Source organism: Frankia sp. CeTa3Moorea (assembly GCF_978021225.1).
Genome location: NZ_CDXDOR010000109.1, coordinates 1 through 17,769, shown reverse-complemented (window position 1 = coordinate 17,769; position 17,769 = coordinate 1). Strand labels below are relative to the sequence as shown.

Annotated in this window: 17 protein-coding genes and 1 pseudogene; 4 read left to right on the top strand and 14 right to left on the bottom strand. The window is 69.8% G+C overall.

Translation table 11 applies throughout. From position 1 onward, the window contains the following. A pseudogene (locus AC08OV_RS17455) lies at window positions 1–252 on the top strand (IS66-like element ISFsp11 family transposase); the annotation flags it as partial. Between the two features lie 415 nt (window positions 253–667). On the opposite strand, the gene AC08OV_RS17450 reads toward AC08OV_RS17455, so the two are convergent. The 14 genes from AC08OV_RS17450 to AC08OV_RS17385 all read right to left on the bottom strand — a co-directional run bounded on the left by AC08OV_RS17450 (window position 668) and on the right by AC08OV_RS17385 (window position 13,091). Beyond that, entirely contained in the window at window positions 668–1,012 is a 345-nt protein-coding gene (locus tag AC08OV_RS17450; RefSeq protein WP_476619960.1) for an antibiotic biosynthesis monooxygenase family protein, read from the bottom strand. Window positions 1,013–1,014: 2 nt separating this feature from the next. Then, window positions 1,015–1,356 (bottom strand): antibiotic biosynthesis monooxygenase family protein, encoded by a 342-nt coding sequence (locus AC08OV_RS17445; protein WP_476619959.1) that lies wholly within the window; start codon window positions 1,354–1,356, stop codon window positions 1,015–1,017. After that, window positions 1,356–2,093 carry an SDR family NAD(P)-dependent oxidoreductase gene (locus AC08OV_RS17440; RefSeq protein ID WP_462186591.1) on the bottom strand — a complete coding sequence of 246 codons (738 nt, stop codon included), beginning with the start codon at window positions 2,091–2,093 and terminating at the stop codon, window positions 1,356–1,358. The genes AC08OV_RS17445 and AC08OV_RS17440 overlap by 1 nt, the downstream gene beginning before the upstream one ends. A 197-nt stretch (window positions 2,094–2,290) precedes the next feature. Continuing rightward, a complete protein-coding gene (locus tag AC08OV_RS17435) occupies window positions 2,291–3,607 on the bottom strand; it encodes a beta-ketoacyl synthase N-terminal-like domain-containing protein (RefSeq protein ID WP_476619958.1) in 1,317 nt (438 codons plus the stop codon). After that, window positions 3,604–4,929, bottom strand: a complete 1,326-nt coding sequence (locus AC08OV_RS17430) for a beta-ketoacyl-[acyl-carrier-protein] synthase family protein (protein ID WP_476614382.1) — start codon at window positions 4,927–4,929, stop codon at window positions 3,604–3,606. The genes AC08OV_RS17435 and AC08OV_RS17430 overlap by 4 nt, the downstream gene beginning before the upstream one ends. Next, window positions 4,926–5,369 carry a cupin domain-containing protein gene (locus AC08OV_RS17425; protein WP_476614385.1) on the bottom strand — a complete coding sequence of 148 codons (444 nt, stop codon included), beginning with the start codon at window positions 5,367–5,369 and terminating at the stop codon, window positions 4,926–4,928. The genes AC08OV_RS17430 and AC08OV_RS17425 overlap by 4 nt, the downstream gene beginning before the upstream one ends. A gap of 59 nt (window positions 5,370–5,428) precedes the next feature. Continuing rightward, on the bottom strand, window positions 5,429–5,917 hold the full coding sequence (locus AC08OV_RS17420; protein ID WP_462186588.1) for an SRPBCC family protein: 489 nt from the start codon (window positions 5,915–5,917) through the stop codon (window positions 5,429–5,431). Between the two features lie 51 nt (window positions 5,918–5,968). After that, window positions 5,969–6,226: an acyl carrier protein gene (locus AC08OV_RS17415; RefSeq protein ID WP_476593231.1), complete on the bottom strand. Its 258-nt coding sequence runs from the start codon at window positions 6,224–6,226 to the stop codon at window positions 5,969–5,971. A gap of 180 nt (window positions 6,227–6,406) precedes the next feature. Beyond that, complete coding sequence (locus AC08OV_RS17410; RefSeq protein WP_476619957.1) at window positions 6,407–7,183, bottom strand: TcmI family type II polyketide cyclase; 777 nt, start codon at window positions 7,181–7,183, stop codon at window positions 6,407–6,409. Between the two features lie 290 nt (window positions 7,184–7,473). Continuing rightward, window positions 7,474–8,469, bottom strand: a complete 996-nt coding sequence (locus AC08OV_RS17405) for a LuxR C-terminal-related transcriptional regulator (protein ID WP_476614380.1) — start codon at window positions 8,467–8,469, stop codon at window positions 7,474–7,476. Window positions 8,470–8,552: 83 nt separating this feature from the next. Next, window positions 8,553–9,176 (bottom strand): GTP-binding protein, encoded by a 624-nt coding sequence (locus AC08OV_RS17400; RefSeq protein ID WP_462186585.1) that lies wholly within the window; start codon window positions 9,174–9,176, stop codon window positions 8,553–8,555. Beyond that, window positions 9,157–9,528 carry a DUF742 domain-containing protein gene (locus AC08OV_RS17395; RefSeq protein WP_011437245.1) on the bottom strand — a complete coding sequence of 124 codons (372 nt, stop codon included), beginning with the start codon at window positions 9,526–9,528 and terminating at the stop codon, window positions 9,157–9,159. Before AC08OV_RS17395 ends, AC08OV_RS17400 begins: the two co-directional genes overlap by 20 nt. Window positions 9,529–9,639: 111 nt before the next feature. After that, entirely contained in the window at window positions 9,640–10,059 is a 420-nt protein-coding gene (locus AC08OV_RS17390) for a roadblock/LC7 domain-containing protein (protein ID WP_011437246.1), read from the bottom strand. Next, a complete protein-coding gene (locus tag AC08OV_RS17385; RefSeq protein ID WP_476614379.1) occupies window positions 10,059–13,091 on the bottom strand; it encodes a sensor histidine kinase in 3,033 nt (1,010 codons plus the stop codon). Before AC08OV_RS17385 ends, AC08OV_RS17390 begins: the two co-directional genes overlap by 1 nt. Before the next feature lie 1,010 nt (window positions 13,092–14,101). Here AC08OV_RS17385 and AC08OV_RS17380 point away from each other — a divergent pair. The 3 genes from AC08OV_RS17380 (at window position 14,102) to AC08OV_RS17370 (ending at window position 16,797) form a co-directional block, all read left to right on the top strand. Beyond that, window positions 14,102–14,875: an enoyl-CoA hydratase-related protein gene (locus AC08OV_RS17380; protein ID WP_476615922.1), complete on the top strand. Its 774-nt coding sequence runs from the start codon at window positions 14,102–14,104 to the stop codon at window positions 14,873–14,875. 144 nt (window positions 14,876–15,019) lie between these two features. Then, window positions 15,020–15,322 (top strand): DUF6343 family protein, encoded by a 303-nt coding sequence (locus tag AC08OV_RS17375; RefSeq protein WP_476615921.1) that lies wholly within the window; start codon window positions 15,020–15,022, stop codon window positions 15,320–15,322. A 173-nt stretch (window positions 15,323–15,495) separates the two neighbouring features. After that, a complete protein-coding gene (locus tag AC08OV_RS17370; RefSeq protein WP_476615920.1) occupies window positions 15,496–16,797 on the top strand; it encodes a DUF445 domain-containing protein in 1,302 nt (433 codons plus the stop codon). The last annotated feature ends 972 nt before the right edge of the window (window positions 16,798–17,769 follow it).

Sequence of the window (17,769 nt, the reverse complement as noted above, 5' to 3'; positions counted from 1 at the left end):
GCTCCGCGAAGCCAATGGGTCAACAACGCCGCCGAGCAGGCAATCCGCCTACCGAAACGGCACCAAGCCGTCTCGGGCCACTGGCACACTCCGACCACCCTCGCCGGGTACCTACGCGTGCGTCCCTACCTCGTCTCCGCCCGCGACCACGGCATCCGCGCCATCGACGCCATCCAGACGGCCCTCGCCGGCCAGCCCTGGCAGCCCGTCCCCCGGACCGCCACCCTCCAGCCCACCGCTCTCGCCACCTAAACCAACATCAACACCAGGGTGCTGGGACGCACACCCCTGAGCCCGTCGGAGGAGCTGGTGGGGGCGATCCAGGAGATCTTGGCCGCCGGCGCCGCCGGACTGGAGGGTGTCGTCGCGAAACGACCCGGCTTCCCCTATCGACCAGGCCGCGGTACGTCAGGTGGGCCAGCACCGGATTCTCCGGGAGGAGAACCGATCCCGCGGTCATCCTCGAAGCGACCGCGGCCCGCGCCGCTAACAGTCCCTGAAGACTCGTCCACGCCCACCATGATATCCGTAGATCATCCGGAAGACGTTCTTCGTGGTCCACGTGCGTCAGCCCCACCGCCCGAACGGGCGGTGGGGCTGACGCACGGCACAGCCGCGGCGACGACCGGTCCCCGGCCACCGGACCTCGACTACTGGACCTTGATGATCAATCCGTGGGATCGTCGCCGAAGGGCCCGTCCGGGCCGTACGCGGCGACCTCGATGTCGATCATTGGAGGACGCTGCGGGTCCTGCAGGGGACGCAGCGGTGAGGTCGTCCCGCGGTGCTCCGCCCCCTGTTCCCACACGCTGAACTCGGCCATGCTCGCCCAGACGCTGACCACCGCGAACCGGGACGGGTCCGCCGCCGACCGGTGCAGCGTGTTACCGAGCAGGCCGGGCGTGCCGACCAGCTTGGAGCTGATCTCGTAGTAGGCCCGCTCCACCGCGCCGGGATCGTCGGGCGGGTTAACCGCCCATAGCGTGACCCGAATCTTCGCCGGGCCGGCCACGGTCAGCTTCCCGCCGGAACGCTCAGGGAGGCCGCGCCGGCCAGCTGGGCGACAACGGTACCGGTGACCATCGAGCTGCTGGCGCGCAGCGGGTGCAGCGCCTTGCGGTGCACCAGGTGACGCTCGCTGTGCTCGAACTCGCGGAACTGCTCCTCGTCAACCCAGTCACTGACGATGTAGTACGTGCTCGGCTCGTCCTCCGAGCGGATCAGCCACTGCCCGAGGTTCGCCGGGTGCGAGGTGACCGCGTCGCCGATCCGCAGCCAGGTCCGCTCGAACTCGACCTCCCGGCCGGGGTGGATCCGCATTGTCAGCATGATCCGAAAAGGCGGGGTCGAGGCCATCAGATGCCTCCGTCCACGGCAAAGGTGGCGCCGTTGACGTAGGACGACACGTCGCTGGCCAGGAACAGGACGACCGCGGCGACCTCCTCGGCCGTCCCGATGCGTCCCAGCGGGATGCGGTTGGTGTAGGCCGCCTTGACGGCCGGGTCGATGCCCTCGGCATGGTGGGTCTCGATGACTCCTGGGGAGACCAGGTTCACCCGGATGCCGCGGACACCGAGCTCCTTGGACAGCGAGCGGGTCAGTCCGATCAGGCCGGTCTTCGCCGCGGTGTAGTGGGCCCGCAGCGGCAGACCGACCACCCCGGAGCCGGACCCGATGTTGATCACCGAGCCGGAGTCCCCCAGCAGCGGCAACGCGCCCTGCGTGACGAGGTGAGTGGCGGTGAGGTTGGTGGTCAGCACCTGCGTCCACTCGTCCAGGGGCAGCTGCGCGTAGGGGATGTGGCTGATCGTGCCGACGTTGTTCACGACGATGTCGAGGCCGCCCAGGTGGGTGCCGGTGGCCTCGACGAGCTCGGTGATCTGGCCCGGATCGGCGACGTCGGCCTGGACGAGCAGATGGTCGCCGCCGGTGTCCTTGAGTTCGCGGCGCAGGCTCTCGGCATCCTCGGTCTGGCGCTGGTGGCCGGCAACGACCGTCGCACCGGCTCGGGCGAGGCCGAGCACCACGGCCCGTCCGATGCCGCGGGTACCGCCGGTAACCAGGGCGCGTCGCCCGGCCAGGTCTGAGAACATCGCTGACTGTCTCCTGTGTCGAGGTGTCGGCTGCCGAGGTGTCGGCTGCCGAGGTGTCGTGAGGTGAGGGGTCGTGAGGTGAGGGGTCGTGAGGTGAGGGGTCGTGAGGTGAGGGGTCGTGAGGTGAGGGGTCGTGAGGTGGGGGTCGTGAGGTGAGCGGGCAGGGGCAGGGGCAGGCGGTACGGGTGGGTACGCCCTCAGCGGGGACCGACGGCGCGAACCACGAGGCTGCTGTTGAAACCGCCGTAGCCACGGGCGTTCACCAGCGCCACCCGCACGGGTGCACGCCGGGGCGTACGCACGAGGTCGAGCCCATGGGCCGGATCGGGGGTGTCGAGGTTGCCCACCGCCGGGATGACCCCGTCCCGGATGGACAGCAACGCCGCGGCCACCGTCAACGCCGAGCCGCCGGCGAGGAGCCGGCCGACGAAGCCCTGCGGCGCCGTCACCGGGACCGTCCGGGCGCCGAAGACCGCGCGGATCGCCGCCGCCTCCTGGGCATCGAGGTCCGGTGAACCTGCGCCGTCCGCGAAGACGACATCGACGTCGTCCGGGGTGAGGCCGGCGTCGCGCAGGGCCCGGCGCATCGCGGTGGCGAGCCAGCGCACGTCCGGGGCGGGGCGTTCGTGGTGGGCGGCGTCGTGCGTCGCGGCGTAGCCGGCGATCTCGCCGTAGACGTGCGGGGCTCCCCGGGCGGCGGCGGCGGCCGGATCCTCGAGCACGAGCGTCGCGCCACCCTCACCGGGCAGGTAACCGTTCGCCCGGACGTCGAACGGCTTGTAGCCGTCCGCAGCGACGGTCGCGGTGCTGACCCGGCCGCTGGACAGATGGCCGGTGATCGCATAGGGCGTCAGGCTCGCCTCGGCCCCCCCGGCGAGCACCGTCGGCGTGCCGCGGCGGATAATCCGCCGGGCCTGGGCGAGGCTGTCGATTCCGCCGGCACCGTCACTGACCAGGACCCCCGATGGCCCCTTCAGACCATACCGGATCGAGGTCTGCCCGGTCGTCGCCGCGTAGAACCAGGCGATCGACTGATAGACGCTCACCGCGGTGCGGCCCCGGGTCCACAGCCGTCCCAGCTCGCGCTGTCCGATGTCGACACCGCCCGACCCGCTGCCGAACACCACCGAGGTCGCATACGGATCGTGCGCGGCGGGGTCGTAGCGCGCATCGGCCATGGCGAGGCGCGACGCGGCCATCCCGAACCAGGTCCACCGGTCGGTCTGGACGATATACCGCTTGTCGACGTGGTCCTCGACCGCGAAACCGGCGACCTCTCCAGCGAGGGTGGCGTCGTACCAGGTGGTGTCGAACCGGCTGATCGGCGCGATCTTCAACTCGCCGCGCAGGGTCGACGCCCAGTACTCCTCCGTCCCGATGCCGCTGGGCGCGAGGACGCCGAGCCCGGTGACGACCGGCCGGACCGGGGCCTGCGGCGAACCGTCCCGGTGGGCGGGCCCCGTGGCCGTCGCGGCGGAGGCCTCCACGGCGGCGGCCTCCACGGCGGCGTTCATCGCGTCGGGGCGGCGAGGACGATCGCCGACTGGAAGCCACCGAAACCACTGCCGACCGACAGGGCCACGTCGACAGCGTGGTCCCGGGCGATGTTCGGGACGTAGTCGAGATCGCACTCGGGGTCGCGGGTGGTCCAGTTGGCGGTGGGGGGGATGACGTCGTTCTCGATCGCCAGGGCGCAGGCGGCGATCTCGATCGACCCGATCGCGCCCAGCGAGTGCCCGATCATCGACTTGATCGAGCTGACCGGGATGTCATACGCCCGCTGTCCCAGCGAACGTTTGAAGGCGGCCGTCTCGTGCCGATCGTTCTGCTTGGTGCCCGATCCGTGCGCGTTGATGTAGTCGATGTCGTCGGCCCCGACCCGCGCCGCGTCCATCGCGACCCGGATCGCCTCGGCCATCTCGACCCCGTCGGGGCGCAGTCCGGTCATGTGGAACGCGTTCGAGCGCGAGGCGTACCCACCCACCTCGCAGTAGATGTGCGCACCGCGCGACCGGGCGGCGGTGAGCTCCTCCAGGATGAGGACGGCGCAGCCCTCCCCCATCACGAAGCCATCCCGGCTGGCGTCGAAGGGACGGGAGGCGTGTTCGGGGTCGTCGTTGCGGGCCGTCGTCGCGCGGATCGCGTCGAAGGACGCCATCGAGATCGGGGAGATCGGCGCGTCGGAGGCACCGGCGATGACGATGTCGGCCTCGCCGTCGACGATGAGCTGATGGCCGTAGCCGACCGCGTCGATGCCCGAGGTGCAGCCGGTGGAGACCACGAAGGCGGGGCCGTGCGTGCCGAACCGGCAGGCCAGTTCGGTGGCCAGGCAGCTCGGCACCATCGCGTGGTAGAGGAACGAGCTGGCGTACCGGGGATCAACCTCCCAGTCCCGCCCGCTGTCGGAGACCTCGACGTACTCGTTCTCCAGGCGAGTGGTCGCGCCCACCGCGCTGCCGATGCTGACGCCGACGATCGGGCCGTCCCCGGAACCGTCCCCGGCATCACCGCCGTCCCCGGCATCACCGCTGTCCCCGCCATCACCGCCGCCCCGCAGGTCCAGGCCGCTGTCCTCGACCGCCTCCAACGCCGCGGCCAAGGCGAACTGCACGAACCGGTCGTTACGCGCAATCTCCCGGGCGGTCAGGCCGGCCGCCGCCGGGTCGAAGTCGCACTCGGCGGCCACCTGGGAACGGAACTGGGTCGGGTCGAAGAACGACAGTCGCCGCGTCGCGGTACGGCCGTCGGTCAGCAGGGTCCAGAACTCCTTGCGGTTGACCCCGCCGGGGGCGACCACCCCGACCCCGGTGACCGCCGTCCGTCTTGGTCCGCTCACTGTCCGGACCCGTGGGGCAAGGCGTCGACGGTGGGTGCCGACGGGGCGACCGGAGCGTGCGGGGCGACCGGGACGTGCGGGGCGTCCGGGTCTAGCGGTACCTCGGTGTCGACGTGGCCGAGATCGGGCCGGGGTGCCAGCGGGCTGAGGTGAAAGACGAGGAAGGCGGTCTCCTCGCCGGTGTTGACGACGCGGTGGCGCATCCCGATCGGGATGCACACCCCGTGGTCGGCCGGCAGGTCCTGGTACTGACCGTCCAGTCGGGCGGTCACAATGCCGCGCACGCAGTAGAGGAACTCCTCCGAGTAGGGGTGCAGGTGTTCGGTCACCACCTCACCCGGCTGGAGGGTCAGGGTGCCGAAAAAACCCGAGGTCGAACCCACGGTCACCGGGGAGAGCAGCGTGCGGACGTCACCGCCGCGCCGACGGTTGGGGGTCATGTCGTGAATGCAGAGAACCTTCGGAATCGCTGTCACGGAAGTCACCGGTCTCGTTCTCCTCAGACTTGTTCCGGCAGCGCGAGGGAGACCGGGGGCAGCTCGGCGGCGGCCCGCTCGACCTTCTCCCGGATCACCGACATCTCGCGGGCGGTGTTGGTGTTGATGCGGTTGGTCATCTGCTCGTCGTTCACCGGCGCCGACGGGCGCATGTGGAAGTCCTGCACCCAGCGCATGCGGGTGCCGGTGCCCTCCGGCGTGTAGCTCCAGTGGATGTGCATGTACTCGAACGGGCCGGTCTCGACGCGGTACGCGCGCACCTGCCGGGTGGCCGGGTCGAGTGTCCGCTCGGACACCCAACTCCACGCCGTCCCGTTCTCGTCGGGATGCATGGTCAGGCGAAACTTGAAGGTGTTCTCGTGGTGCTCAAGAATGTCTACCGAGGCGTATTCGGTAAAGAGGTCCGGCCAGGATTTCAGATCGTTGGTGATGGTCCAGACGGTTTCAATGTCGGCATCGATGAAAATCGAGTTGTCAGTGTGCCCGCTCACGTCGGCTCCGGTCGGCTTGGAAGGTATGTGACGTGGAAACTAACGGCGGATTCAGACCGTCTCGTGCTGGTCGAGAGCCGCGTTCACCGTGGCCAGGATCTCGGCGAGGGTCCAGCTCTCCGGCAGCTCGGCCGGGAGGTCCACCCCGAAGGTCCCGGCCACCTCCGCCGAGAGCTGGAGGTAGGCGAGCGAGTCGAGGCCGATGTCGATGAAGGTCACGTCCAGGTCCGTCGGCCGCTCGTCCGAGGGCAGACCGGCCTGTTCGACCAGGAAGTCAAGCAGGGCATCGGCCGACCATTGCCGGGGCATGTCGTACTCCCTTTTTCATTTTCGGGTTTCGGGGTTCACATGAAAAACTGGGCGTACCTGTGGGCGGAATCGAGGACGCAGTCGCTGATGACCGGCCGCGGCCGCAGCCGGCGAGCCCGGTACTCTGGCGGTGTACAGGAGCCCGGCCGTGTGTCAGGAGCCCGGTGGTGTACCGGGGGCTCAGCCGGCCGTCCACGAATAGAAACTCTGCGCCATCGCGTCCCCGGGGGTGCGCCAGGTCTCCGGGTCGTAGGCGGAGACGTATTTCCCGAGCTTTTTGCTCACGTCGACGAACAGCGGATGCTCATGGACGTTCTCGACGGTGTTTCTGACGTTAGTCGGAGCCTCGATCAGATGAAAGTAAAGGCCATGGAAGTGAAACAGGTCACGCCTGGTCACACCCACGATTCCGGGTAGTTCTCCGGCATCGGACTCGGCGAAGGTCGCCGCGATGGCGGGAGCGTCGGCAGGGTTCATCCTGGCCACGATGAGAGTCCGGTGTGACTGGCCTCCGGACGGCGTGGCGGGGTTCTGCGGACCGGTAACCAAGGGACCGGTGGCTGAGGGCACGAGAATCTCCTCGACATGTTCTTGGGAAACGTGTGTTTGACCCCAGGCAAGCACGGGTACCGCGTGCATGGCAAGCACGGGTACCGTGTGCATGGGCAGCTGGGCGGACCGGCCCTGACGGACCGACCTCGGCACCTTGCGCCGCGTTACAGGTGACAGGGGGAATCCGCCGACGAACATGAAGCCAGGCAGGAGTGACCGGTGCGCGACCACCGCTTCCCATCCGGCAACCCTTCTGAGGCAGCCCAGCGACCCTTCTGAAGCAGCCAGCCTTTCTGAAGCAGTCAGCTTCTTTGACTCATCGAGAGCATGGGGCCACGCGGCGCGGCTGTCCTGGATTTCCCCTGGCAGCAAGTTGCCCTGGCAGTCAAATGCCAACTGGCGCACACAAGAAGAACAACGTGGCTACAACCACCGTGAGCGGGCTTCCCGGTGCCCGGGGGTGGTCGATACGCCACCGGAGGAGAGCCGGGATCTCGATCTCGTGGGAACCACGCCGTCCACGCTCGGCCTCGGCCTGGTCGAGTATGGTGTTCTCTGGTCGGGGAGCCGGGGCCTCGTCTGGCCGACGTCGGCCGCTCTCACCTGACCGGGGCTATCGCCGGAGGGCCGCCGCGGCGCGAAAGCCGGCTGTTCAGAACCAGATGCTCAGAACCAGATGCTCAGAACCGGCCCGTTCAGAGCCAGCCGCGTTGCGCGGCGAGGGTACCCGCCTGGAACCGGCTACGGGCGTTCAACCGTGCCATCAGATCGGCGATCATGCGACGCACGGTGCGGACGGAGACGCCCAGGTGGCGCGCGGCCGCCTCGTCCTTCATGCCGAGGCTGAGCAGACGCAGCAGCAGCCGTTCGGTGTCGCTCGGCGCGTCGTCACCGTCCCCGGGAGCGGCTATCGCCTCGCTGCTCAGCGGTTCGGCGGCCTCCCAGACCCGTTCGAACAGGGTGAGCAGCAGGGCGGTCAGCTCCGGGGTGCGCACGAGCAGGGTCTGGCCGGTCGCGAACCCCCGGCCCAGTCGGACCAGGCCGATCCGCCCGTCGACCGCGGTGGCGTCCAGCCGGGGATCGTCGATCATCCGGGCGTCCAGGCCATGCGCCGCCACGGTCCGCACATAGCCGGCGCCGAGCTCGTCCAGGCGCATCGACCGGGGCAGGACGCTGCGCATCACCACGCCACGCCGCAACGCGCGCAGTTCGACCGGCATCACCTCGCGAGTCAGGGCCGAGGACCACTCGCGCCGAGTGTGCAGCGCGAGCACCTCCCGCTCGGCTCGCCCGACGATCGCGAGCAGCTCCGCACGGGCCTGGTCGGCGCCGTCTATCCGCCTTACCTCGACGGTGTCCCCGCCGGGACGGCTCTCCAGGTAGTCCGAGACGAAGGAGCTGATCTGCGCCCGGGCCAGGAGCAGCCGCTCATGGCGACGGATCAGCTGCTCGTGCTGCGCCTGGAGCAGGTGGTCGAGCCCGGCTTCGGGATGCACCGCGACGTAGTGACCGGCCCGTTCGCGCGAGGGCAGCAGCAGACCCAGCTCGACCAGACGATCACGCGCCCGCCCCGCGGCGACCAGCGGCTCGCCGAGCATCTCCGCCACCTGGGGCACGCTCAGGACCTCGTGGCACAGCCACAGCCGATAGGCGGCCAGGGTGACCTCATCGATACCGAAGAGATCGAGCACCTTCCCCTTCCTCGGAGCAGGATCGGGACGTGGCCGACGGACGCCGACCGGACCAGCCGTGCCCACCGGACCGACGCGGCCGCTCACCCCGACCGCTGGGGCAGGCCCGACCGGGACGCCTCCGCGGACACCACGTCGAGGGCGTGGCGGACCAGCGACACCAGGGACTGCCGGACCGACTCCCGCTGCCGGGCGTCGCAGAACACCACCGGACGGCGCGGATCGAGGTCCAACGCCGCCCGGACGTCCTCCGCCCGGTACTCCCGCGCACCGTCGAACCGGTTCAGCGCGATGAGGAACGGGATGTCGCGCTCCTCGAAGTAGTCGATGGCCGGAAAGGAGTCGGCCAGCCGCCGCGTGTCCACCAGGACCACCGCGCCGATCGCGCCGAGGACGAGCTCATCCCACATGAACCAGAACCGGTCCTGGCCCGGGGTGCCGAAAAGGTAGAGAATAATGCTATCGAGAAGCGTGATCCGACCGAAGTCCATCGCGACCGTGGTCGTCGTCTTCGAGCCGACCGCGCTGGTGTCGTCGATCCCTATGCTCGCGGCCGTCATCGCGGCCTCCGTGGTGAGGGGCTGAATTTCGCTCACCGAACCGACAAACGTCGTCTTCCCGACTCCGAACCCGCCGGCGATGATGATTTTTACCGGATGCGGCGGCGCCGTTTCCGGCGACCCCGTCCTAGAGGGCCTGTAGTCCATCGAGCACCTTTTCGATGAGGGCAATGGAAGGGCGGTCGGAGGGTCGGGCCGGTCGGGTCACGGTTACCAGGCCGGCGTCGAGCATGTCGCCGACGAGGACCCGCGCGACCCCGACCGGCAGATTCAGCCGAGCGGAGATCTCCACGATCGACTGCACGCGTTGGCAGAGCAGCGCGATGGCGCGCTGCTCATGCTCCAGCGTCCGCATCATCAGCCGGCCGTTGGGCGTGGTGGTCACCAACGCGACCAGCTCCAACGTCTGGTTCGTCGGCCGTGTCCGGCCCCCGGTGACAGCGTAGGGGCGGACGACCGGACCAGCCTCTTCGTCGAACCATTCGTCATCGCGCGACATATCCGGTCCTCCTGCCTTGAGAATTCTGCTGTCATCCGGTCGGTGATGGCGCAGGGGGCGACCGGCTGACCCACCAACCGATCGGACCCCCACCCGATCGCCGGGCCGAGGTCAGAGTGGCAGCGCGGACTGCATCTGAGCCCGGAGTTCCGGGGTGAGGAACTCGCCGACCCGGGTCACCAGCAGCGCCATCTCGTAGGCGATGAGACCGATGTCCGCGCCAGGGCTGCTGAGAATGGCCAGGCACGATCCGTCCCCCACCGCGGTGACGAACAGGAATCCCTCGTCCATCTCGACAATGGTCTGCCGAACGTTTCCACCCCCGAAGAAACGACCCGCGCCGCGCGCCAGGCTGTTGAATCCGGAGGCTACCGCGGCCAGTTGGTCGGCGGTCGCCCGGTCCATCCCGTACGAGGTGGCGAGCAACAACCCGTCGGAGGAAAGCGCAATCACATAGGTGACTTCGGGCACCTTCTTGACGAGGTTGTTGAGCAACCAGCTCATGTTCTCGGACGGCCCCAGCGGACGCATCAGGTCACCTTTCCTACATCGTCACCGTCGTTCGAAACCTGGCCGTCCGCCAGACCACGACCAAAGTTGTTCTGGAAGGACGACATCATACTGCGGATCTCTTCCGGGCTCCGTTGCGCGGCGAGCATTCCGGAACTCTCCTCGGGAATGTCCCGGCGAAGCTGCGGCGCGAGACTGGCCCGCCGGGTGCGCTTGGGCAGGCCCACCTCGGTGAAACTGACGGGCGGCTGGCCGTCCGCGCCAGGCCCGGCCGGCTCGGCGGGCTCGGCGGGCTCGTCTGAACGGGCCGAAGGCGCCGGGCGCCCGAGGGGGACGACCGTCTGGCCCATGGCGGGGGCGTCCTCGCGGTGGAATCCCCCGGAGTACCCCACCGGCCGGCCCAGCGGTGAGGTGAACGGATCGGTTCGGGTGGCCTCCCCCGGGTCGGCGGAGCCGAGGTCACCACCGCGCGACCGCTCCCTGGCCATGGGGCTGTCACCGAACAGCGAGGTGACACGGCCGCCGGGTCCGCCGTCGCCGCCATATCCGGAGCCGGGCGCACCGTTGTGGCCACCCGGACCGGGGACGTCCCGTCCGTCCCGGAGGGGCCCATCCCGGAAGGGTTCCTCCGGGAAGGGTTCGTCCCGGAAAGATTCGTCCTGCCCCGGACGGGCCGGCGGGCCGTCGGGGTCGTCCGACCCGGGCGTCTGGGGGTGGTCCGGGACAGCCTGGTGGGACTGGTCCCCCGCGGCCCTGCGGCCGCCACGCGAACGGCGCGACGGCAGCGGCGGGGGGGTACCGAAGCCGCGGGAGCCGGGCTCCTCGCCCGGCCCGCTGTCCGGGTCGGAACGCGGGGTCGAGGGACGCGGCGGAGCGTCCGAACGCCTGCCGTTGGAACGGTGCCGCGGGCGGTCGGCGACGAACCAGCTCGATCGCACCGTGGCGAAGACCGGCAGATCGTCGATGAGCGTTTCGTCCTGACCGTGCGCAGCCGCGGCCGCGTCCTCGGAGAGCGCGGGGGGACCGGCGAGGTCGCCGTCCGCGTCCACCAGCGACCCGCGGAACCGGTCCTCGTCGATGGCCGGGCCGTCGAGAGCCGGAACCCGCGTCATGGCAAGCGGCGGGGCGATCTGCGCGGGCTCCGGCCGGGCCTCCCCGTCGGGGTCGACCTGCCGCAGCAGCGTGGTCGGCACCAGGACGATCGCCATCGTGCCGCCATACGGCGAGGACCGCAGCTTGACCGAGATGGAATGCCGCTCGGCGAGCCGACCGACAACGAACAGGCCGAGACGCTCGCTGGTCGACAGGTCGAAGGGGGGCGGGTTGGCCAGCCGCTCGTTCACGGCGTCGAACTCCTCCGGACTCATGCCCAGCCCGCGGTCCTCGATCTCGATCACGAAACCGTTCGACACCTCGTGCCCGGAGACATGCACCGGCGTGTGGGGCGGAGAGAAGGAGGTGGCGTTCTCGATCAGCTCGGCGAGCATGTGGATGACGTCACCGACGGCGTGACCGCTGATGGCCCCTCCGTCGATCGACATCACCTGGACCCGGGTGTAGTCCTCCACCTCGGCGACGGCGCCACGGACGACGTCCTTGACCGGGACAGGCCGGCGCCAACCACGGGCCGGCTTGGAGCCGGACAGCACGATGAGGTCCTCGGCGTGCCGGCGCATACGGGTGGCGAGGTGGTCGAGACGGAAGAGCTCCTCCAGCTCGTCCGGGTCGGTCTCCTTGCGCTCCAAGGCGTCGATCACCTTGAGCTGGCGGTGAATGAGTGCCTGGCTGCGGCGGGCGAGGTTGAGGAACGTGTCCCCGATGCTCTTGCGCATCGCGGCCTGCTCCACCGCGGTCCGCACGGCCACCGCGTGCACGGTGCCGAACGCCTCGGCGAGCTGACCGATCTCGTCCTTGCTCCGGACCTCGACCGGGAATTCCTCCTCGGCCACGTCCACCGGCGACCCGCGGTGCAGACGGTCGACGACTCCGGGCAGCCGCTCGTTCGCGACTTCGAGGGCGCCGCGGCGCAGTCGGCGTAGGTCCCGGATCATCGGGCTCGCCACCAGGAGAGAAATCACCACCGACACCACGAGCACCAGCGCCACGCCGATACCGCTGACGAGCGCGTCTCGGGTGGCCGAACTGGCGATGTTCGCGCTGGCCGTCCCGAGATCGGCCGCGACCCGGCGTTCGACCTGCCGCATCGCATTGATCTTCGCGTCGGAGGCCTGCAGCCAGATCTGCGGGGTAACGGTCAGCGACTGGCCGTTCTGTACGGCGTTAACCGTGCCGTCACGCAATGTCGCGGCGGCCGAGATCGTCCGGCCGACCGTCACGTTGTAGAACTCCTGCTCGTCCGCCGTGGCCGTGGTGCGGAACTGGGCCAGCCAGGCATCCTCCGCCCCAGTCCTGGTCTGGATCTCCCGCAGCGTGGCCACATCTGTCTGCTGGAGGAGGATCACGCGGACGACGGCGCCGCGCTGGTGGGCGACCTGCTCCTTGGCCTGCGCGATACTCACCAGTGCGGTGGCACCGTTGACCAACGAGGTGTTGCGGCTTCCGGCCGCCACCTGGGCGTTGAGGGCGAGGAGGTCGTCCACGGCACCCAAGTAGAAAGCAATGTTCTGGTCCACCTGCGCCTGGTGCGCGTCGATCGCCTTGCGCTGCGCCGGGAGCTTGTCGAGGCGTTCCGAGATCGACGCGAGCGTGGTCGCCAGGGTGTCACGACCCGCCGCGGGCAGCGCCGCCTCACCGGCCCGATAGACGGCCAGGGCCTGGTCCACCGGGCCGCGGGCGGCGAGCGCCGCCTGCCCCTGAGCGACGGCCATGTAGTTGGAACCGACATAGGAGTTCGTGGCGTACCGCTCGACCTGCAGGGCCTGGACCAGATCGTTGCTTTTGATCGAGAAGTCGGCAAGTGCCTTGATGCGGTTGGCGACCCGCACGTTGTCGACGTTCCCCCGCACCTGTATCGCGCTCAGTACCGCGAGCGCAGCCAGGGGGACGACGAGAATCACCACTAGCTTCGAGCGGATGGGCCAATTCTGGAGCATCCGGTCCTCTCGTCCGGCACCCGGGAGTCGAGTGCCTCGTGTGCGGGGGGTGAGTAGTCGAGTTCCATCGGGACATGTCACCGGAAGACCACAGATGACAACACCGGGCCGGCGCATTGGAGTAGGCGGTCCGGGCATCGGGGGAATGTTCCGGGGGCGCGGACAACTGTAGCGGGTGAAGAACTAGCCCGGCTGGGGGCACCCGTCTTCAACTCAAAAGGATGGCGAGGTAGCACCGAGTGACGGACATTCGCGAGCGCGCAACGCGCAACCGGAACCCGCCCCCGAATTACATGAGCGCAGTCCGGACCAAACAACGGCGATGCGCACGAACTAGCACTGACGGGCAGCAGTCAGCGCTAACTGGCACAGATCCTCCGCGGCCACGAAGGCCCCGATCAACCGGCCGCACCGCGCTCGACAACGCAAGCACATCACATGTTGGCATGTTGCCGAAAGAACATCGCACGATCCGAGGCCACACAGATCGCACCCTCGCGGCCCACCCGACCCCCGCCCGGGCTGCAGCTCCCGCCTCTTGCCAGACCATGGAGAGTGGTCCCATTACGGACATTGCAGACGTTGTAGACATTGCAGACACCCGGGGGCGGGAATTGGGGCACCCGGCCCCACCGGTTCACCCCCCGTCGGCGATTGCCGATCAGGTGTTGGCGATTGCCGATCGGGCCCTACCCGGTCCGCCAGAGCTTCAATCACTCCACAGCCACTCCACGACGAACCTCCCCATCAACTCCCGTCCAATGAGCTGCTGCTGAACCGCTGTGTTAATCGCCGAGCGAGGCCCGGCTGGCGGAAGCGGCGGAGGTCACGGAAGCGGCGGAGGTGACACAACTGCTTTCACCCGAGGCCAGCCGGTGGCACTGTGCCCCTGGGCACGGCCGACGCCCCTGGGCACGACCGGGTCAGGAGCACGGCCGACGCCCCTGGGCACGGCCGGGTCAGGAGCACGGCCGGGTCAAGGAACCCGACGGACCGGTGAGGAGACACGGATGAGCAGCCAGATCGAGAGCGAACCCGGCCAGGGCACGCTGACGGTACGGATCAACCGCCCGGAGAAACGCAACGCCCTCACCCAGGCGATGTACGTCGCCCTCACGGAGGCGTTCGACAAGGCCGAGACCGACCCGGAGATCCGGGTTATCCGGTTGACCGGCAGCGGTGGATCCTTCACCGCCGGCAACGATCTGGTCGACTTTCTGGCCACCGACGCCCTCCGGGCGGAGGGTCCGACGCTGACCTTCATCCGGACGCTGGCCCGCAGCACGAAACTTCTCGTCGCCGAGGTCGACGGGCCCGCGATGGGCATCGGGACCACGCTGCTGCTGCACTGCGACCTCGTCTATGCGACCGAGCGCAGCACTCTCGGGATGCCGTTCGTCAACCTGGGGGTGATCCCCGAGTTCGGGTCAACCCTCCTGCTACCCCGCCGGGTCGGGCCAGCCATCGCTGCCCGCATCGTCTACTTCGGCGAGTCCCTCGGAGCGGCCGAGGCCGCCCGACTGGGGGTGGTGACCGAGGTGCTTCCCGACGCCGAAGCGCTACGCGCCCGGGTCGACGACCGGGTGGCGGCACTGCTGGCCCAGCCGCCGCAGGCGCTCGCGGCAGCTCGCGCCCTGCTGCACGACGGCGGGACACCGGAGGTGCTGGCGCGCATCGACGCCGAAAGCGCGATCTTCACCGAGCGCCTCGTCAGCGACGAGGCGAGATCCGCGATGACCGCCAGGCTGCCGGGCCGCCACGGCACGTCGGCAGCCGAGGGCTGACCGGCCACCCGTGAGCTGACCGACCACCGAGGGCTGACCGACGTCGGTGCCGGCCCGCTCCATGCCGTCCGTGCGGCCCGGGAGGACCAGCCCCGCAACGGCGACGAGGGCGACCGGTTCGCCCCGTCCGGGCGGGGCATACCGGTGCCTGTGACCCATTCCCTGCCGCACCAACGCGACCGGGGTAGTGCCCTCGGGCACCGGCCTTGGTGGCGCCGCGCCTTCTCCTCCGGCTCCTCCGATCCGGGAAGGTTCCCCCCGGCTCGCAGCGCATTCGGGCTACGCCGCGTCCTCGCCGCGTTCGGCCTGGTGTTCTGCGGGGTCTTCGCCGGTTTCTTCGCCGTCCGGGGGCAGACAGCCGGCGCCGCGGTCCTCGCCTTCCTCGCCCTCGTCGCCATCGTCGATCTGGTCGTCATCCAGCGACGGATCCGGCGCCAGACCGAATGATCCCCACGCCGGTCCGGATGGGCGGTGCTCCCGCATAAGGTGGCCGAGGATCGTCGCGTCCGACACCGCCAGGCTCGCCCGCCAGCCTGGTCGGTCCGCGCCGATCCGGCTGGCGGAACGAGCAGGAGGATCTCAGTGGGCGGCGGGACGGGCGGCCGACCGAACGGGCGGCGATGAACGATCCGGAGGGCGTCTCCGGGCCGGTGTCGGCTGGCTTCGCGCGCGGCACGACCGACGAGGCGGGCCTGCGCCGCGGGCTTCGCCGGATGCGGCTCATCGCCGGCAGCCTGCTTGCCGCGGTGGTGACGATCTACCTCCTCGCCGCCCGCTGGCAGGCCCGCGGTGGCCCGGAGTGGATCGGGTACGTGGCCGCGGCCGCCGAGGCGGGCGCGGTCGGCGCACTGGCCGACTGGTTCGCGGTGACCGCGCTGTTCCGCCACCCACTCGGCCTCCCGATCCCGCACACGGCGATCATTCCTCGGCGTAAGGACGCGCTTGGTCGGAGCCTGGAGAGCTTCGTCGGCACCCACTTCCTCGCCGAGGAGGCGATCCGGGAGAAGATCGACGGCATCGGAGTGTCCGCCCGGGTCGGTGCCTGGCTGCGCCAGCCGTCGCACGCCGAACGGGTCACGACCGAGGCTGCGGAGCGGCTCACCGCGATGATCTCCGGGATGAACGACGATCTGGTCCGCGAACTCGTCGAGAAGGCGGTGCTGCCCCGCATCGTCGAACGGCCCTGGGCCGGGGCCCTCGGAATGGCGCTGGAACGGGTGGTCGAGGACCGGCTGCACCATCGACTGGTCGACGTGATCGTCACCGAGGCCGAGACGTGGTTGAAGCAGAACCCGGAGGTCTTCACCCGCACCGTGCAGGACCGGGCACCAAGCTGGTCGCCGAAGTGGCTGGACGAGGCGGTCGCGGCCAAGGCGTACAGCGAGGCGCTGCGCTTCACCGAGGCGCTGCGCACCGACCCCGAGCACCGGGCACGCCGCGCCCTGGACACGTTCCTGCGCGGCTTCGCCGGCCGGCTGCGCACCGACGAGGCGCTGGGACGGCAGGTCGAGCAAATCAAGTACCGGCTCCTGGCCCATCCCGAGGTCGACCGGGTGATCTCCGCCATGTGGGCCACGGCGAAAAGCATCCTGCTCGATCTCGCCTCCGATCCGGGCAGCACGGCCCGGGTCCGCGCGACCGACGAACTCGCGGCCTTCGGCGCCCAGCTCGCCACCGATCCGGAGCTGGCGCGCACCGTCGACCACACCGTGGCGAACGCGGCCACCCGCGTGGTGTGCCGGTACAAGGACGACATCGCCGCGATCATCGGAGATACTGTCGGCCGCTGGCAGCCCGACGAGACCTCCCGGCGCATCGAGCTGCACGTCGGTCGCGACCTGCAGTTCATCCGGATCAACGGCACCGTCGTCGGTGCCCTCGTGGGACTGGTCATCCACCTGGTCACCGAACTCGCCTTCTGACGCAACGGGTGGAGTTGAGGAAGCGTGCGGGGCAACGAGGACGATCGCCGTGGCGACGAACGTGGGAGCCGGCCCGGCCCGGATGACCGATAGCCCGTCCGGGGACTGCCATGGCCGACGCCACCCGGTCGGCCCAGCCTGCTGGTCGCCGGACTGGTCATGCTGGTCTGGTTCGGGCTGATCACCCGGATCGGCCACTACGACGTCGACGTCTTCCTGCGGGCCGGCGCGGCCGGGCAGCACGGGCTCGATCCCTATCCCGCCCCCGGCGCGGGGGGCGGTGTACTCCGGCTTTCCGTTCGTCTACCCCTAACCTCACGGCGATGCCGTTCGCCCCGCTGCTGCTCTGACTGCTGCTCGCCCGCCGGTTGCGGGCCTAGACGGCGGCCCTCCCCGATCGGGCCGGACCCCGCCGTGGGATCGGACACTCCGGTGGGACCACCCACTTCCGTGGGGCCGGGCACGTCACCGCCGCGACCGGGGGCTGCGGACCGCGGCCGGCGACCCGCTCGCCCGAAGGAGTAACCCGGGACGAACCGGCGGGTGAGCCCGAGACGTACAGCCGCAGGATCGGCGTCTCTCACACTCCGCGTGGCGGGACGGCGATGTACCTTGAACAGAACGACGGCTTGCAAGGCCGTCCGCGCCCGGCCGAACGGTCGGGTGTGCGAGGTCGGTGCGAGCGCCCTAGCGGGGATGACCCGCCGGTGGGTCCGGTCGCGAAACCCGGCCGTACCCCCGGCCTCCGGACGATACGCGGACTGGTGTGGAACACCTCATCCAGTCCGGGTGGACCCATGGCGGCCCTGACCTGATCGGCGGATCCTCTGTCTCAGTACGGAAACTCCCAGTCTCACCCGGCCCAGCAGTCCCACCCGGCCCAGCAGTCCCACGCCCCGCAGCGCCAGCCTCGTCCGGCCCGGGGCCGCGGCGGTCCGGGCCGGACGAGGCTGGCGCTGCGGGGCGTGGGAC

What these genes read in the sequence shown, in the direction of transcription:
- AC08OV_RS17385 (WP_476614379.1), bottom strand. Translation starts at nt 13,091, where the DNA reads ATGCTCCAGAATTGGCCCATCCGCTCGAAGCTAGTGGTGATTCTCGTC.
- AC08OV_RS17435 (WP_476619958.1), bottom strand. Translation starts at nt 3,607, where the DNA reads ATGAACGCCGCCGTGGAGGCCGCCGCCGTGGAGGCCTCCGCCGCGACG.
- AC08OV_RS17380 (WP_476615922.1), top strand. Translation starts at nt 14,102, where the DNA reads ATGAGCAGCCAGATCGAGAGCGAACCCGGCCAGGGCACGCTGACGGTA.
- AC08OV_RS17440 (WP_462186591.1), bottom strand. Translation starts at nt 2,093, where the DNA reads ATGTTCTCAGACCTGGCCGGGCGACGCGCCCTGGTTACCGGCGGTACC.
- AC08OV_RS17390 (WP_011437246.1), bottom strand. Translation starts at nt 10,059, where the DNA reads ATGCGTCCGCTGGGGCCGTCCGAGAACATGAGCTGGTTGCTCAACAAC.
- AC08OV_RS17445 (WP_476619959.1), bottom strand. Translation starts at nt 1,356, where the DNA reads ATGGCCTCGACCCCGCCTTTTCGGATCATGCTGACAATGCGGATCCAC.
- AC08OV_RS17415 (WP_476593231.1), bottom strand. Translation starts at nt 6,226, where the DNA reads ATGCCCCGGCAATGGTCGGCCGATGCCCTGCTTGACTTCCTGGTCGAA.
- AC08OV_RS17425 (WP_476614385.1), bottom strand. Translation starts at nt 5,369, where the DNA reads ATGACCCCCAACCGTCGGCGCGGCGGTGACGTCCGCACGCTGCTCTCC.
- AC08OV_RS17370 (WP_476615920.1), top strand. Translation starts at nt 15,496, where the DNA reads ATGAACGATCCGGAGGGCGTCTCCGGGCCGGTGTCGGCTGGCTTCGCG.
- AC08OV_RS17395 (WP_011437245.1), bottom strand. Translation starts at nt 9,528, where the DNA reads ATGTCGCGCGATGACGAATGGTTCGACGAAGAGGCTGGTCCGGTCGTC.
- AC08OV_RS17400 (WP_462186585.1), bottom strand. Translation starts at nt 9,176, where the DNA reads ATGGACTACAGGCCCTCTAGGACGGGGTCGCCGGAAACGGCGCCGCCG.